The 16,856-nt window shown below is 68.0% G+C and carries 11 protein-coding genes and 1 pseudogene; 7 read left to right on the top strand and 5 right to left on the bottom strand.

Annotated elements, in window-relative coordinates; translation table 11 throughout:
• Window positions 1–16: 16 nt before the first annotated feature.
• A complete protein-coding gene (locus CLT68_RS27370; protein ID WP_099855233.1) occupies window positions 17–2,164 on the bottom strand; it encodes an MMPL family transporter in 2,148 nt (715 codons plus the stop codon).
• A 220-nt stretch (window positions 2,165–2,384) separates the two neighbouring features.
• Between CLT68_RS27370 and CLT68_RS27365 the strand changes: the two genes are divergently transcribed.
• Entirely contained in the window at window positions 2,385–3,056 is a 672-nt protein-coding gene (locus CLT68_RS27365; RefSeq protein ID WP_099855231.1) for a DNA polymerase beta superfamily protein, read from the top strand.
• Window positions 3,056–3,835, top strand: coding sequence for a DNA polymerase beta superfamily protein (locus CLT68_RS27360; RefSeq protein ID WP_099855229.1), 780 nt, complete (start codon window positions 3,056–3,058; stop codon window positions 3,833–3,835). Before CLT68_RS27365 ends, CLT68_RS27360 begins: the two co-directional genes overlap by 1 nt.
• A 213-nt stretch (window positions 3,836–4,048) precedes the next feature.
• On the opposite strand, the gene CLT68_RS27355 is transcribed toward CLT68_RS27360, so the two are convergent.
• The 3 genes and pseudogenes from CLT68_RS27355 to CLT68_RS27335 form a co-directional block, all read right to left on the bottom strand.
• Complete coding sequence (locus CLT68_RS27355; RefSeq protein ID WP_099855227.1) at window positions 4,049–4,867, bottom strand: CPCC family cysteine-rich protein; 819 nt, start codon at window positions 4,865–4,867, stop codon at window positions 4,049–4,051.
• Window positions 4,868–5,070: 203 nt separating this feature from the next.
• The gene (locus tag CLT68_RS27345; RefSeq protein WP_099855225.1) at window positions 5,071–6,255 is read right to left on the bottom strand and encodes a HEAT repeat domain-containing protein; all 1,185 of its coding nucleotides are present in this window, start codon (window positions 6,253–6,255) and stop codon (window positions 5,071–5,073) included.
• 1,008 nt (window positions 6,256–7,263) lie between these two features.
• Window positions 7,264–7,398: pseudogene (locus CLT68_RS27335) on the bottom strand (SMI1/KNR4 family protein); the annotation flags it as partial.
• A 115-nt stretch (window positions 7,399–7,513) separates the two neighbouring features.
• On the opposite strand from CLT68_RS27335, the gene CLT68_RS27330 reads away from it, so the two are divergent.
• Entirely contained in the window at window positions 7,514–8,590 is a 1,077-nt protein-coding gene (locus CLT68_RS27330; protein ID WP_425888083.1) for a DUF808 domain-containing protein, read from the top strand.
• 149 nt (window positions 8,591–8,739) lie between these two features.
• A complete protein-coding gene (locus CLT68_RS27325; RefSeq protein WP_425888082.1) occupies window positions 8,740–8,943 on the top strand; it encodes a hypothetical protein in 204 nt (67 codons plus the stop codon).
• Between the two features lie 284 nt (window positions 8,944–9,227).
• Here CLT68_RS27325 and CLT68_RS27320 read toward each other — a convergent pair whose 3' ends face one another.
• Window positions 9,228–9,875: a DUF4240 domain-containing protein gene (locus CLT68_RS27320; RefSeq protein ID WP_099857712.1), complete on the bottom strand. Its 648-nt coding sequence runs from the start codon at window positions 9,873–9,875 to the stop codon at window positions 9,228–9,230.
• A 274-nt stretch (window positions 9,876–10,149) separates the two neighbouring features.
• Between CLT68_RS27320 and CLT68_RS27315 the strand changes: the two genes are divergently transcribed.
• The 3 genes from CLT68_RS27315 to CLT68_RS27305 all read left to right on the top strand — a co-directional run bounded on the left by CLT68_RS27315 (window position 10,150) and on the right by CLT68_RS27305 (window position 16,853).
• Window positions 10,150–13,089: a M20/M25/M40 family metallo-hydrolase gene (locus CLT68_RS27315; RefSeq protein WP_099855221.1), complete on the top strand. Its 2,940-nt coding sequence runs from the start codon at window positions 10,150–10,152 to the stop codon at window positions 13,087–13,089.
• Window positions 13,090–13,399: 310 nt separating this feature from the next.
• Entirely contained in the window at window positions 13,400–14,173 is a 774-nt protein-coding gene (locus CLT68_RS27310; RefSeq protein WP_099855219.1) for a golvesin C-terminal-like domain-containing protein, read from the top strand.
• On the top strand, window positions 14,163–16,853 hold the full coding sequence (locus tag CLT68_RS27305) for a right-handed parallel beta-helix repeat-containing protein (protein WP_143743265.1): 2,691 nt from the start codon (window positions 14,163–14,165) through the stop codon (window positions 16,851–16,853). Before CLT68_RS27310 ends, CLT68_RS27305 begins: the two co-directional genes overlap by 11 nt.
• Window positions 16,854–16,856 lie beyond the last annotated feature (3 nt).

Below are 16,856 nucleotides of genomic sequence, written 5' to 3'. Positions count from 1 at the left end.
GCCCGTGCCGCCGCGCTCACCGTTGCAGCGCGGGCTCCTCGTCGTCGGCGAGCGGCTGTTGCCCGTCCGGCGGCTCCACCCGTCGGGACAGCCGGCTCGGCCACCACATCCGCCGGCCGATCAGCAGGGTGAGGGCGGGCACCAGGACCGATCGCACCAGCAGGGCGTCGAGCAGCACGCCGAAGGCGACCAGGAACCCGACCTCGATCAGCATCACCAGCGGAAGTGAGACGAGGACCGCGAACGTGGCCGCCAGGACCAGGCCTGCCGAGGTGATGACGCCACCGGTGGCGGAGAGGGCTTTGAGCATGCCCTCTCTGGTGCCGAGACGCACGGCCTCCTCCCGGGCACGGCTGGCCAGGAAGATGTTGTAGTCGACGCCGAGCGCCACCAGGAACAGGAATGCCAGCAGCGGCACCGAATAGTCGACGCCCTTGAACCCGAGGATCGTGTCGAAGACGAACACGCTGCCGCCGAAGGCTGCGGCGAATGAGACGACCACGGTCGCCATCAGGACCAACGGGGCCACGATCGCGCGCAGCAGCAGCCCGAGCACGATCAGGACGACGGCGAGCACCAGCGGGATCACCAGCTTCTCGTCGCGGCTGGTGGTCACCTCGGTGTCGAGGTTCTCCGCACTCGGCCCGCCGACGATCGCCTCCGCCCCGCTCACCGCATGCACGGCGGTGCGCACCCGCTTGATCGTGTCGTACTCCGCGACGGTGTCCGGCGCGTCCGTCGGGAACACGGAGATGTCGGCCCAGCCACCCTTGGTCTGACCCGGGACGGTCATGGCCACACCTCGGGTGCCCTTGACGATGTCGCGCACCCGCTCCTGGTACGCCGGCCGCGTGAAGATCGTCATCGGCTGGCCGCCGAGCTCCGGGAAGTGCTGGCGGAGAACGGTGAAGCCGGTCACCGACTCCGGCGCGGACAGGAACTGGTCCTGCTCCCGCAGGGCGCCGGTATTGCCCGCCAGCCCGAGGGCGAGCACGCCGAGGACTCCGAGCGAGCCGAGCGTCGCCACCCACCGGCGGCGGCTGATGGCGGTGCCAAGCCGTCCCCACAGCCCCTGCTTCAGCTCCACGGTCGTGCTGAACCGCGGGATGGCCGGCCAGAAGATCCGCCTGCCGAGCACCACGAGCACCGCCGGGAACAGCGTCAGCATGGCCACCAGCGCGCACAGAATGCCGGCCGCACCGATCGGGCCCAACCCGCTGGTGCTGTTCAGGTCCGCGACGAGCAGGCAGAGCAGGCCGGCGACCACGGTGGCCGCGGACGCGACGATCGCCGGCGCCGCGCCACGCAACGCGTGAATCATCGCAACCCGGACGTTCTCGTGGTGGTGCAGTGCCTCCCGATATCGAGCGATGAGCAACAGCGCGTAGTCCGTGCCGACGCCGAATACCAGGATCGTCAGCAGCGCCGAGTTCTGGTCGTTGACCACGATGCCGAAGCCTTTGACGAGCAGGTAGACGGTCGCCATCGCGGTCAGTGCGGCCGCGCTTACGACCACCAGCGGAATGAACCACAACACCGGGCTGCGGTAGGTGAGAATGAGTAGGAGCGTTACGACGACGACGGTGGTGAGGAAGACCTGCAGGTCGATGCCGTCGAAGACGGCGTCCATGTCGCCGTCGACCGCGGCCGGGCCGGTCACGTCGAGTTCCAGGCCGGCGGGGCGGTCCTTCGCGGCGTCACGCAACGGCCCGACGATGGCCTCCGGTGCGCCGTAGGTCGTGCTCACGTCGAGGGTGAACATCATCGCCTTGCCGTTGGTGGAGAGTCTTGTCGGTGGGCCCTCGTCGTCCTCGCCGGCCGGGGCCGCCACCTTCGGCGGGTACCGCTTGGCAAGGGTGTTGTAGTGGCGCTCGGCCGTCGCGCGGTCGGCGTCGGTCATGCCGTCGGCGCGGTGGTACACGAACACGAACGTGTTGTCCTCACCGCCGGGGAGACTGTCCTCCAGCACCGCCACCTTGGTGGACTCGGCACCGGCCGGCAGGGTGTCCACGGCTCTGTCGGTAGTGACCGAGCTCAGCTTTCCGCTCAATGGCACCATCACCGCCGCCAGCGCCACCCACAGGCCAATCACCAACCACGGCACCCACCGGCCTGCCAACCGACCGGCCGGCGCTTCCCCGGACGGCGCTGCGTTGACTGCCATCACTAGCCTCCTACAGACGGGTCACATCGCTTATCTGATGCCGACTTCCTACCGAGCGAATCTGAGGCGACTGTTAGAACGGCGCTCAGGCCGGTTGGCCGAACCATGTGCCCAGCGCACGCATCACCGTGGTGGCGTCGTCGAAGAGCCGAACCTCACGGACGCGGAGTGCTCGAAAAGGGTGACGTGTGCAGGGCGGTGATTGGGTAGCGTCCCGGGCGTGATCGAGCTTGTCGAGCGGCATACGGTTCTCGCCGTTGTGGTCGGGTCGCGGGCGTACGGGCTGCATGACCTGGCCTCCGACTACGACCGGCGTGGTGTGTATGTGGCGCCCACACGGGCGTTCTGGCACCTCGACAAGCCGCCCACGCACCTCGACGGTCCGGCGGTGGAGCAGTTCTCCTGGGAGTTCGAACGCTTCTGCGTCCTGGCCCTGCAGGGCAACCCGACAGTCCTGGAGGTGCTCTGGTCTCCGCTGGTCGAGACGATTACCCCCGACGGGGAGTGGTTGCTGGCGGCACGGCAGGCGTTCCTGTCGAGGCGGGTGGCGGAGACCTACGGCAACTACGCCCGGGATCAGCTCAAACGAGTGGCGGCCCGCCGCGAGCGCACCGGCGAGACGAATCACAAGCAGGCCATGCATATGATCCGGCTGCTGGTCGCCGGGGCGCATGTGCTTCGGACCGGGGAGGTGCTGGTCGACGTTCGTCACCTGCGTGACCGGCTGCTCGCGGTGCGGCGCGGCGAGCTGCCCTGGGATGAGGTCGCCGCTTGGACGGCGGATCTACTGGTTGAGCTCGCCGACGCGACCGCCAGCACCGTGTTGCCTGATCAGCCCGACCGGGCTGACGTGGATCGGCTGCTCACGGCCGTACGGGAAAGGAACCTGTAGTGACCACCGAGGTGCCGCCGTGGGCCGCCGAGGCAGCCTGCACCCTGCCTCGTCCCCTGCTGTTCGCCACCGTCAGCGGTGCGCATCTGTACGGATTCGCATCCATCGACTCCGATCTGGATTTGCGGGCCGTGCACCTGCTCCCGGCTGAGGAGGTCGTCGGGTTGCGCACCGGTCCGCAGACGTTGCAGCACATGGGCGTGCGCGACGGTGTCGAGTTGGACGTGGTCAGCCACGATCTGCTGAAGTTCGTCAAGCTGTTCAACGGCCGCAACGGGTACGTCCTGGAGCAGCTGTTGTCACCGCTGGTGGTTGTGACCACCGCGGTGCACGCCGAACTCATTTCCTTGGCCCCGCGGCTGGTCACCCGTCACCATGCGCACCACTACCTCGGATTCGCGGCCACCCAGGAAAAGTTGTACGCCAAAACCGGGCAGCTCAAGCCTGCGCTGTACACGCTGCGGGTCCTGCTCACCGGGATCCACCTGATGCGCACCGGCCGCGTAGAGACGAACCTTGCCGTGCTCGGAACGAGGTTGTCGTACGTACCGGATCTCATTGCCGCCAAACGGGAGGCCGAGCATGGCCCGCTCCCCGCGGGCGTTGCAGGTTGGCTCGCCACCGACGTGTCGCGGCTGCACGCCGAGTTGGAGACGGCCCGGGACATCTCGGTGTTGCCCGATCGCGCAGATCCGGCAGCCGTGGACGCCCTGCACGACCTGGTGGTGCGCACCCGACTGCACGGGCTCCCCAACCAGCGTCGTGAGTCAGCGGACTGAGGTCCGCCGCAGGCCCGTCATCTCAGACACCTATCCCACGGGCAACGTCCTGAGCAGGCCCTTCAGGCTAGCGACCTCTTCGACAGATCCGAAGGCGTCAGCGCTGGCGCTCCCGCGGAAGCGGTAGGGCAGTGCCCGCACATGTCAAAGAGCGGCTGCCGACAGCGTCTCTATCGGAATTCGCGAGCGGACGAACATTGCGCGAGCCCGCTGTCACCAACAGTCCCCGCCTCGACCGGGCGGCCACCGCACGACGATCAGCCCGGTGATGTAGTAACCGATTTGATCGACGCGGGTGGCAACGTCGAGTTCGACGGTCGTCGCCGTGGTGCGTAACCGGTGGACTTCCCAGTGGCGGTACCGCAGGTCGCGTAGCCAGGTTTCCTTGACCTCTCCCGCGACACGCATCGGTGATGCCGCCGGTTCGGCGATACAGGCAGCCGTGATCTGTTGGGCAGGGTCGGGGCCTGTCGTCACGGTCACTTCCCGGATCGAAGGGCACCGGAACAGGTAGTGGTCGAAATCGATCGACATGCCCGAGAGATTGTCCGGATCGGCCGGGGTTGCCACGGATGCGACTGCGCGGACTGCCTCGGCGAAGCCGGTTGGATCGGCGTCGTCAACTGGCGGCTCGGGGAGACCGACGGCCTGCACGTCGTCCCACCAAGTCTGGCCCGTGCGTCGGCGCCACCAATACAGGACGGTCCGATCATCCGGCCAAGCCGCCAGGGCGCCACCGCCTGGCTCAAAGCGGTCCCGTTGAAGGTCGATCGTCCGCCAGTGCGGTTCTCGGTCGTAGTCGGCCGGGTCGGCTCGGTTCTCAACGAGGCTGTCCTCGTCACAGGCGCCATACAGGCCGAAGTTGCGTTGCGCTTCAATCAATGAGGATTTGTTCGCACCGTCTTCCCGGTACGGCCAACGTAACTGGTAAACATCGTCTTCCCATCGGCACACCCGGCAGATTTCATGTGAGCCCGGCGGATCCCCCAACGTGCGGTAGCCGCAACAGACACACGGGTACGGGACGTCCATGCGATCAGTGTGCCCGACACCCGTGCCCCACCAATGGCAGCCGCAGCCCTTCAGTCTGCAGAGCGACCACAGAGACGCTGCGGGCGCCGACCGGGTCGGTCTTGCGGCCCTGGCCGGTGGCGAACACCCGGGCCCGGGCGGACAGCCTCGCGGGAACGTCCACGACGGTCTCGCCAGCGGATCGCTGACTGTGGGCTGCCGGGTCAGCGAGCGGTGGGATTGGTCAGTCGGTCCAGTTCGGTGGCGGCAAGTCGACGCAGGGTCTGGTTAGGGTCGCGGGTATACCGGTGGAGGATGTCCGGGGCAGCGTTGGGCGCGAGGTGTCGTGCCACGACCGCGACGCGCTGACGGACCATTGGATCTGGGTCGTCCGCCAATTCGACCAGGAGTCGCCCCCGGTGGGATGGCCTGCCGTCGGCGCTGGCGAGTCCGCTGAGGGTGGCCGCTCGTACTGCGGCCTCGCCGTCTCGTGCCAGCATCGTGAGTTGCGGCGCCACGCGGGGATCCGAGTCGGCCGCCGTCGCGAGCGCTTTGGCGGCTTGGACTCGCAGTTGTGGGTCTTGGTCGGCAGCCAGCACCAGCAGTGCATCGACCGCCGCTGGCCCGCCGACCGAGCCGAGGGCTTCCGCAGCGTTCTCGCGGACGGGCCGATCGGGGTCCTGGAGGAGCCGTTGCAGGGCCGGGGTCGCCTCGTGACTGCCGAGTCGCCCGAGTGCGTAGGCGACCATGGACCGTACTCGCGGTGTCGGGTCGGCGGCGAGGGCAACGAGCGGTGCGACCGCGTCAACCCGGCCGGTGTAGCCAAGCCTGCTCGCGGCCGACACCCGGACCTGCTCGTTCAGGTCACGCAACGCCAGAACGAGCGCGCCGAATGCCCAGTCGTCGCCGGCTGGGTCAGGGATCGAGCCCACCGCCATGGACCTGATCTCCGGGTCGGCGTCGGTCACGGCCGCAGCGAGCAGCTCGACATCCTGTGCTTCGACCACGAACCCGAGCGCCCACAGCCCAACACGGCGCAGCTCCGGCGTATCACCCGTGGCGAAATTACGCACCACACACCGGCTGGTCGCCCGGTCTGCGTGCAGCAGCTCGATGATCTCGGCCTGGAGACTGTCTTGGTCGTCCCCGAGACCGCGCGCCGAAGCGCGTAGCAGTACCGGCAACGCCGCCACGCCCTCGATGCCAGCCAAGACACCGGCAATCAGATCTCGGCCGTAGAAGTTTCCCTCGTCGAGGAACCGGTCCAGCACCTCCCGCAGCCGGGGTACCAAGGTCGTGTCCCCGGATGCGGCCAGGGCCGTGACGGTCGGCGCGATGTCGTCGTAATCGTCCTCAAGCTCCATGGCGTGCCGGACCACAGCCTCCAACGCCCCATGGCTGTCGATCATCCGGTCACCATGCCATACCACCGCCCGGCGGTGGTACAGCGCACTGGCCCGAGCAACGAGAGTTGCCAGAAAGGGGACGTCTCCAGGTCGTGCGTCTGAGTGGCAATCAAACAATGGCAAGGAGTACCGCCTGGTCCTGGGCGGCGGTGACCTCTTCGGTGGGCCCGAAGGCGTCAGCGTTGGCGTCCCGTAGAGGCGGTAGGGCGGCTTCCGCTCATGTCAAATTGAGTGCGCCGCTAGTTCGTCCGCCGATCACGGCTGGCGTGTCGCCCAGATTCCTCGCCGGGCGAGGCGATCAAGGAAATCGAGTAGCTTCACCTCGCTGCGAGCAAGCCTCTCACGCTCGGGCGTCGGCAGATCGGCAAGCAGGTCCCGGAGGCGTTCGTTCCGCGGCACGAACACCATGGCACTGGAGTACTCGCGGCAGTTCGAGCACCACGCCAAGCCGACGCAGCGCTCGTAGGACCTGTCGGAGGGCGCGTAAAGGCGGTACCTGTAGTAGGAGATCTCGCCGGCACACCCGACGGCGTCCCCACCACGGACCCCATGAATCGTGCTGACTTTCGACCATGTCCACCTGGCAGACCTGTGCCCCATGGCTTGATCTTTCCTGGCCGCCAGCCCAGGCCGCCATCCTGATCTGCCGATGATCACGCACTCGCAACGGGGAGCCGCTCACCGCCGACGCGTGCGGGGATGACAAGGGTTCCTGTGCTCGCATCACGTGCACTCGATGATCCGACCCGCGTTCCTGGACGCCGCCGAGACCGCCATGGCCCTGTTGCGCAATCCGAGACTGGCCGAGCAATGGTCCTTGCCCAGCGCACTTCCGGAGCGTTGCGGGTGAGCTTGCGTGAGTCCGCCGCAGTTCCGTCATCCGAGACACCGATCCCACGGGGAGCGCCTTGACCAGGCCCTTTAGGCTGAAGACCTCTTCGGCGATCGAAGGCGTCAGTGACGGGTCAGACTCTGCACTCAGGATCGCTGGGGTAGGTGCCGACCGGGCGATCAATCGTCCCCATCAAAGTCGGTTTCGTGGACGAGGCCGACCAGGAACGTCTCGAAGTCGAGGGCGAGGACGGTGATCTGGTAGTTCCATTCCTGGTCGACGTGCACGACCGTCGGTGAGCTAGCGCCAGGTGATGACCCGGGCGCGGCGGTGGCGGGCCGTCGGCCGAGCGCGATAGTCGCTCACCTCGAGCTCTCGCCCGATATGCGACCGGGCGGTGGCGTGCCGCGCGCAGGGACCTGAGCGAGAATGGGCCAGTTCGACCCGCAACCCTGGAAGGACCCTCCCTTGGCCGGTGGACTCGTAGCCCTGCTGGATGACGTGGCGGTGCTGGCCCGTGCCGCTGCCGCGTCGATCGATGACATCGGGGCGGCCGCCGCGAAGGCCGGCGCCAAGGCCGCGGGCGTCGTCGTCGACGATGCTGCCGTCACGCCGCAGTACGTGCGGAGCCTGGCGGCCGAGCGCGAGTTGCCGATTATCAAGCGAATTGCCGTGGGGTCACTGCGCAACAAGTTCTTCATCATCCTGCCGGCGGTGCTGCTGCTCAGTCAGTTCGTGCCTTGGCTGCTCACTCCGATCCTCATGCTCGGCGGCGCCTACCTCTGTTATGAAGGCGCGGAGAAGGTGTGGGCCAAGATCGCCCATCACGGTGCCTCCGGCGCGGGCGAGGAGAAGGTGCAGGACGAGACGACACTGGTGTCTGGGGCGGTACGAACCGACCTGATCCTCTCGGCGGAGATCATGGTCATCAGCCTTAACGAGGTGATCGATGAGGCGTTCTGGTCCCGCCTGGCGATCCTGGCTGTCGTCGCCGTCGTCATAACCGTCCTGGTGTACGGCGTGGTGGCCCTGATCGTAAAGATGGACGACGCCGGGCTGCGCCTGTCGCAACGTTCCGGCGCCGTCGCGACGTTCGGCCGCGGTCTGGTGAGGGCGATGCCGGTTGTCCTCACCGTGCTGACGGTAGTCGGCACCGCGGCGATGCTGTGGGTGGGCGGGCACATCCTGCTGCTAGGCACGCACGAGCTGAACCTGCACTTCCTGTACGAGGCCGTGCATGACGTGGAGGTCGCCGCCCACGACGCCACGGGTGTTCTCGGCGGGCTCGTCGGCTGGCTCGTCAACACGGTGGCCAGCGCGATCCTCGGGCTGATCGTCGGAGCGCTGGTCGTGCTGGTCATGACTCTCACGCTCCACCGCCGCAAATCCAAGGCTGCGGCTGCGACTGCGGCGGCCACGACTCGTGCTGACGGCACCATCCCCGCACCGCCGAGCCGTGCAGCTCGGCGTCGCGACGCTCCTGCGGAACGAGCGCCGCGCGGTTGACCACAACATCATCGCCACTCGACCACGGCGTCATGCGTTCTGGTGCTGAACCGCGCTCGGTACTCCAGCCGCACCTGGTGGAGTCGGGGTCTTCGCTGGTAGTGGGCCGTTTTGGTGCGGTACTGGTGTCGTCGCCATCGTGACCATCGATGGATGTGGCCGACGGGTCGAATCGTGGTGATCAGGTGTGCCACCCCGAGGTGATCATGGTGTACCGCAAGCCGTCTCACGGCAGTGATCTGCCGGATTGGAAGGAAGCCCTCATCCTGCGCGACTACCGCCGCGCCGGCCACACATTGGCCGACGCCGCTTCCGGCATCGCCAACCTCCACAACATCATCCTCGCCGGCTGACCACCGGTTCGTCGCCGGGCAAAGCCTTCACCCAGTTACGAGACATCCCTTAGGACGCCGATCCCACGGGCAATGCCCTGAACAGGGATTTTCGGTTGGTGACCTCTTCGGCTCCGCCAAAGAGGTCACCAGCACAGCTAGACTTGCGCGAGCTTCAGAGTTGCGCTGAGCGTCATCGGCGGTGGGGCAATGGGTCGTGTTGCCCCTCGGACACCAGATATTTGCTCCACGGTGCGTGCTGAGATCAACTTCAGCGCGCACCGTCTGCGTTTCGGGCTGGCAGGTCAGCCGGAGACCGAGTTGCCGACAGACCTCAGCCTTGTCGGTGGGGTCGGCGTCGCGGAGTACGGGGGATCGAGGAGCAGCTCGGCCATCCGGGGTAGCCGCGTCCGCATCTCGTCATCGTTGTCGAAGTCAAAGTCCTCACCCATGTCGGGCTCGCGGGCCTCGTCGATGCCGACCGCAACTTGTTCGCGAGCCTTCATCGCTTCGTAGAACTCGTCGTCATCACCCTCCGTGACCTGCTCGTAGGCCTTGCTGGCTACGTAGTTCACCGACTCGGCAAACAACGCGCCGTCGTCTTCCTCGGCCGCCGCTTGTCGTACCACGGGATGGTCAGCCAGTCCGTCGGGGGAGGCCAGGACGCGCTCATACCACTCGCGCCCTAGCGCGATGACTCCCGCCCGGAAATCGATAAAGCTGTCGTCCGAGCATCCTCCGCCGATCAGGTATGCAGCCGCCCACACGTCCCAGCGGTAGAGGGCGTCATGGAGCTGATCGAACAGCTCCTGGAACTCGAGGATGCGCTCCGATGATGTTGCGGCCAAGCGCGTCACCAGCGCCGCGGCAACCGCCTCACCGTCGTCGCCGGTCCGCCCGTCGAGACCCGCCCTGGCCGACTCCACGACCGCCCACAACTCGTCAACGTCCACGGCGCGAGAGTCTCCCACGGCCAACCGACACAAAGCAGTCCGCCGTTCTGCGCGCGCTCGGCCTGCCGCGGTGATCGCAGAAGAACCGCCCGCCGGTTTGGTCGCGATGTTTCCCTGGTCGAGGTCACCGTGCTGGGCGCCGTCCCGGCTGCAGCTGTGCTGACGGCACCGGCGGATTCTCAGATGATCCTCAAGATATCCCACTCGGAGGGCCACTGGCGGCGCGGCTGGTGTGTGCTGTCGCTACTGATCTTCCCCCTGTTCTGGAGTTTCCATGAGAGATAGACCGACTTTAACCTTGTCCGTCCTGCTCGCCGTGACCCTCGTGGCGACCGTTGCGCCCCCGGCAAGCGCGTCCCCGACCAGCTCCGGCGAAAAGCGCTTCCAGCCGAGTGTCACCTACGACCTGTCGGTGACCGACGCCGAGCGCGACGCGATCCACGCGGAAGTCGAGGCGTTGGCTGGACGAGTCAGCAGCGCGCGGGCGGGGGACGGCACCTACAACCCGCTCAGTCTGGTCGGGGCGATGCTCGACGGGTCCAGCTACGACTCCATCTCCCGGGGCGGCACGGCCGCGACGGAGTACCCCTTCCCGGTCAGCAACACCGAAGCCAACCAGAACGAGTACGACCGCAAGGTCGCCAAGCTCGCCTGGGTGGTCAAGCTGGCCACTGACCTGGGTTTCCCGGTGGTCGTCCAACGCCAAGCCGACAAGTACGTCTACGCGGAGATCGGTGACCCGGACGCCCCGGAAATGGTCATGGCGTTGAGTCACCTCGACTCGCCGACGTCTTCCGTTTCGCCGGCGCAGCTGGCGCGCTGGCGGGACGCCGACGGCAACCTCGGCACTCCTGGTGCCTACCACTCGCCCTATGTCCAGGACGGCTGGGTCTACGGGGCGGGCATTCAGGACGACAGCGGTCCGACGCTGGCGACGCTGCTCGCGGCCAAGGCGCTGCTCAAGGCGGGGTTGCCCCTCGACCGACGCATCCGCATCGTCATGGGAATCTACGAAGACGGCGGTCCCGGCACGCCCACGGCGGCGAACACCGCCAATTTCCAGTCCATCCCGTACAACTCGAACCCGAGCTTCTACGACAACTGGGCCTACAAGAACCTCAATCGGGAAGAAACCCCGATCGCGGCCTACACCTCCGACTCGCGGTTCCCGGTCATCGTCGGCAACTCCGGATCGGTGACCCCGGCGGTGTCGATGAGCTTGTCCGCGGACAGCGCCAAGGCCTTCCGGCTGACGGATGCCACGGCCGGCGTCACAGTGCGCGAAGGTGACCCGACGCTCAAGGACATCGCCTACGGCAGCACCACGCAGATCGCCTCGCGGGCGATCTTCACCCTCGACGTGGCGGGGGCCGGCTCCGCCGAGCGCGACCGGTTCGTGTCGGCGATCGTCGCCGCCGCGACCACGAAGGGTTGGCTCCCGGCTGCTTCCGGCACCACGCCCAAGGTTCAGACCACGATCAGCGGCGACTCGCTGACGCTGGAGATCAACACCGATGTGGCGATGGAGATGCCGACCCCGCAGTACGGCAAGAACGCCGTCGTGTGGGGGATGTTCCTCCTCTCCAAGGGGCTCGGCTCCTTGGGAGACACGGCCGCCGACATGCAGTTGAAGAAGGCCGCCGACGGCATCGCCGACCTGTTCTTCCGCGACGGTGTCGAAGGCGAGGCCTACATCGGGAAGTACATGGGCATCCCGGCGAACCTGTTGCGCAACGCGAGCAACGGCACGCCGAACCTGACCTTCGCCCTCATGGGAAACATCAATTCAGAGACCCCGACGCGCTTCTACACGGACGCCTCCGGCAGCCTCAGCATGCCGATGTACGTGCGCAGCATGCACCTCAACGCGGCTGACTCCGGCCAGGCGACGGCGGCGGTCACGGACGCCTTCCAGTCGAAGGGGTTCACCATCGGCAGCCTTGGCTCGCCCATCGGCGCCGGGTTGTACGTCACTCACGACAACCCGCTGACGGCTCTTCAGTTCGGGAGCTACCAGGCCTCCATCGACCACAGCCCGCAGGAGTTCGCGGATCCGTATTCCCTCCGGGACGTGGTGTACCCACAGGGCACCACCGGTGGCACGCTGGCCAGCAACTTCCGCAACAAGATGACTGCCTTCGGCGCCGTCATCCCGGGTAACGAGCGCTGGTGGCACACGGCCAACGAGCGGATGAAGGTCGACTCGGCAGTGCAGATGACAAAGATCATGGCCGATGGCATGTTGGAGATGGCCCGCTACTCCGGGCCCGCCGGCGCCAAGTTCATGTGGGCGGACATGCCGGGGCTGAACGCCGACCGCGCGGACCTCGACCTGCTCGACGTCACGATCGGAACCTACAAGGACGCGTCGCCGACTGTCGGCGCGAACCAGCTGGGCAACCAGGCACTGCTCGGCGCCACCTCGTTCAACATCCCGATGTGGAACGGGCGCGGCAACACGGCCCCGACGCAGGCGGCCTTCGCACTGGGCCACGAGCCGGGAGGGGTCTACCTGCCCCTCAACGACGCCGAGTACCTGAACAACTCGTACGTGGCGCCGATGCGTCTGGAGTTCAAGGTGGAGCGCCCCGACCACATGTCGGACGCGGCTTGGGCGAAGTTCGTCGCCGGAGGCTACGGCGGCTTCCAGTTCAACATCCTCGTCGGCGGGGCGGTTGTGCCGCTGGCCGTTCCTGCGGGGCAGAGCGCGGACAAGTACTTCTCCTCGCGCATCTCGGCCACCAACCCCAACGCCATCTACCTGTCGGTCAACCTCGCGGTCACCGATGCGCCGTACGCCGGGGTGAAGCCCGTCCTCGCGGATTCCAAGACGGACCTGTACAAACTCAACCCGACGTACCTGGCCTCCAACCCGGATCCGTTCCCGGGGCGCGGTGCCGTCGAACAGCGGGGCTTCTTCGTGTTCGGTGATGGGCAGAAGAACGCGGAGTTCTCGTCACCCGACGCCGTCTACGTGACGGTCGCCAACGCGGCCGTTGACGCGAAGCCGTCGGCCGTGGTCAAGAAGCTGAAGGGCAACACCAACGAGTTGACCATCACGGTGAAGCAGACCCGCATCGACGGCAGCGAGTCTGCTGTGACGGGCACGTTCACCATCAACAACAACGCTGCTGGCACTTACACCGTCGGCGATTACAAGGTGTACGTCGACACCAAGGGCAACACCCAGGTGCGGTCGATCTCCATCGTGTGACGCCTGTGAAGCGGAAGTTCAGCACGCACCAGAGGACACGCGCGGTGGCACGACGCCTCGACTCGGGGTAAGTGCCAACAGGGTGCGAGGCACATTGACAATGGAGTGGGGCCATTACCACCGGTAATGGCCCCACTTCATTGCGCGTCACTGCGCGGGCTGGTACGCCAGCCGTTGGAGCCTTCGCTGCTTGACCCTGCCACGCGGGTGGACCGGCACATGTCCCCTGTTCGCGGGGCTTGGCCGCGTCCCCGCAGCGTGCGCGATGATCCGGGTCAGCTACACACCGGCAAGCCGAGCACGGAGCAGCATGACTGGGGCAACGAGAACCGAACATCCGGCCGGGCCGGACGTCGAGCACCGGGCGTCCGAGGAGCTCAGCCGGCGCGGCCAGTTCGTCCGGGCCTTCGTCGAACACGCGGCCGAGCGCCCGGCGAGTGAGCGGAGGACCGTCCGGCTGCCGACGCTGATCACCGTGACCGCGCTGGTGGCGGTGGGCGCCGTCGTCGTCGGGGTGTTCTGGCACCTGGTCAAGCCGATGAGCCCCGCCCAGAAGGCGGCTTTCAAGGGCAAGGCACCGGCCAGCTCGGCCCCGCCGGTCGCGGGCTTCACCGGGGTCGCCGGCTGGGACTGCGAGGCGCGTGCCGACCGCGGGTTCGACGCCCAGGGCCGCACCGCGCAGTGGCGGACGATCGGCGCCGGCGGCTGGAAGCAGGACGGCTGCCGCGGCACGTTCCAGACGCTGCCCCTGCCCACCGCGGAGCAGACCCAGCCGCAGACGGCGACATGGTCGTTCAGCACCGGCGAGCGCATCACCTCCTGCAAGGTCAGCGTCTACGTGCCGGCGGTGCCCGGAACCACACTCGCCGACGGCGTCAAGTACACGATCACCACCGGGACCTCCGGCACGCCGTACGCCAACTTCACTGTTGACCAGCGCAAGGCCGCCGGGACCTGGGTCGGCGTCGGGACCTTCCCGGTGCACCGCAACCAGATCGCCGTGCGGCTCGACGCGCATGACGCCTCCGGGGCAAAGCAGGCGCGGATCGTCCTGGCCCAGGTGCGGGCGAACTGTGCGTCCTGAGGTGGCCGCGGCCAAGATCGAACGGGTCTCCACCCGGGCGTGGAGCCGGCACCGCACGATCGGTGCGGCCGTGCGCGCCGCCAAGCCGGGCACTGTCGTGGCGGTGGCGGCCGGCACCTACCGCGAGTGCCTCGTGTTGGACGGCACGGTCACCGTCATGGCCGAGAACGTGGACGGTCTGGTGGAGCTGGTCGCGGCCGAAGGGCCCGCCATGATGGTGCGCGCCGGCACGGTCACCGCGCGCGGCCTGACGATCCGCGGCGATGTCACAGTCACCTCCGGGCACCTGAACCTGGAGGACAGCCGTGTCGCCGCCGGGTCGGTGCAGCTCACCGGCCGTGCCACGGCCCGGCTGACCGGCTGCTCGGTGGACGGCGCCGAGGGCGTCGCGGTGGGCGTGGCCGACGGGGCCAGGCTCGACGCCGAACGGCTGCGGGTCACGGGAGCGGCGGTGGCCGCGACCGGGTCGGCCGTGCTCACACTCACCGACGCCGTGCTCACCGACACCCCGGGGGTCGCGGTCCGCCTCGCTGGGAACGCCTCGGCTGTGCTCACCGGTTGCGACATCGGCGGAGCCGCAGACGCCGGCATCGAGGTCCGCGACGCCAGCGTGCTGCGCCTGTCCGGCAGCCAGGTGCACGACGTCGGCGGCGACGGCGTCCGCGTGCTCGGCAACCTGCCCGGCGACCGCGCCTGGTGGGCGTCCGTGCGGCCCGGCCGAGCCGACGACCACGAGATCGCCGAGCCGCCGGAGGGCTCCGGCGTCGTCGTGCGTAACTGCGAGATCAGCCGCACCGGCGGGGCCGGGTTCGTCGCCGGCGGCACGTCCGGCGCGCTGCTGGTGGACACCACCGTCAACCGGGCCGGCACCTCCGGGGTGCTGGCAACCCAGCACAGCCGGCTGGGCGTACGCAATTCCACAGTGACCGACAGCGTGCAGACCGGGCTCGCCCTTCTCGACGACGCCGAGGTTCGCTGGAGCGGCGGCGCGCTGAGCACCGCTGCCGCCAACGGCGTCTTCGCGGTGGGCGCCAGCCGGCTGCTGATGCGCGACAGCGCCGTGACCAACTGCGGATTCACCGCCGTGCACCTGACCGGCGCGGCGGCGGTCACCCTGCTCGACGTCACCGTCGAGGGCACCTCCGAGCTGGGCGTGCGCGCCTCCGGTGCGGCGATCCTGCACGTGCGCGGAGGCCGGGTCGAGCGGGCCGAGCTGGGCGGCATCCAGATCGACGAGACCGCTGACGCCCAGCTGCGCGGGCTGACCGTGGCCAGGTGCCACACCGGTGTACGGGTCGACACCCCGCACCGGCCGCTGCTGCAGGACTGCGTCATCCGCGACATCGCCCAGACCGGAGTGGAGGTCGCGGCCGGTGCCGCGCCGGCGATCACGCGCACCGCCGTACGCGGCTGCGGCGCCGCCGGCATCTTCATCGATGTCGACGCCGAGCCGATACTCGACGACTGTGAGGTCGCCGAGATCGGTGGCAGCGGGATAGCTGTCTGGACCGGCGCGCGCCCGTCAGTGCGGCGACTGACGGTCACCGACACGAAGAAGAACGGTATCTATTTCGGAGCGGGCGCCCACGGCAGCATCGTCGACTCGACGTTCTCCCGTACCGGATATCCCGCCATATACATCGGCGACGACGCCGACCCGGCGTTCCACCGGTGTGCCGTACGCGAAACGGACGAGGACGTCAGCCAGGGCGACCGGGCATCGGCGACCTTCACCGAATGTCACAGCTCGGGGGTCGGCGCGGCACGCTGGCCCTCGGTCGCCGTTCCGGCGACGGGCGCTGCCCCGGCGACGGTCGCCACCTCGGCGGCCGGCATGGCCCTGCAGCCCGACACCGTCGAGCTGCAGCCGCTGCTCGACCAACTCGACGAGCTGATCGGGCTCACCCGCGTCAAGCAGGACGTCGGGACGATGGTCAAGCTGATGCACCTGGTGAAACGGCGCCGCGAGGCCGGCCTGGCACCCCCGCCGATGTCCCGGCACCTGGTGTTTGCCGGCAACCCCGGCACCGGCAAGACGACCGTCGCCCGGCTCTACGGTCAACTGCTCGCCGCGCTGGGCATGCTCAGCAGCGGCCACCTCGTCGAGGTCGACCGCGGCATGCTCGTCGGCGAGTACGTCGGGCACACCGCACCCAAGACCCAGGCCGCGTTCGAGCGAGCGCTCGGCGGGGTGCTGTTCATCGACGAGGCGTACGCGCTGGTGCCCGAGGGACAGGGCAGCGACTTCGGCCGCGAGGCGATTTCCACGCTGGTCAAGCTCATGGAGGACCACCGCGAGGAGGTCGTCGTCATCGTGGCCGGCTACCCCGACCTGATGCGTCACTTCATCGCCGCCAACCCGGGCCTGTCGTCCCGGTTCTCACGCACCCTGACCTTCGACGACTACTCCGAGGCCGACATGGCACGGATCGTCGCGAAACAGGCCAAGGACCACGACTATCGGCTCTCCGACGGCGCCCAGGACCGACTGGCCGAGTTCTTCGCCACCATCGACCGCGGCGAAGGCTTCGGCAACGGCCGGTACGCGCGCAAGGTCTTCCAGGCGATGACCGAGCAGCACGCCGGGCGCATCAGCGCCCTCGACGACCCCAGTGACGAACAGCTCAGCACGCTGGAAGCCGCCGACCTGACCGACGTCGACTTCGACGTCCGAGGCTGAGGA

It is taken from the genome of Micromonospora sp. CNZ299, from assembly GCF_002754415.1.
The sequence above is the reverse complement of the archived record's forward strand: the minus strand, read 5'-3'. Positions and strand labels throughout refer to the sequence as shown.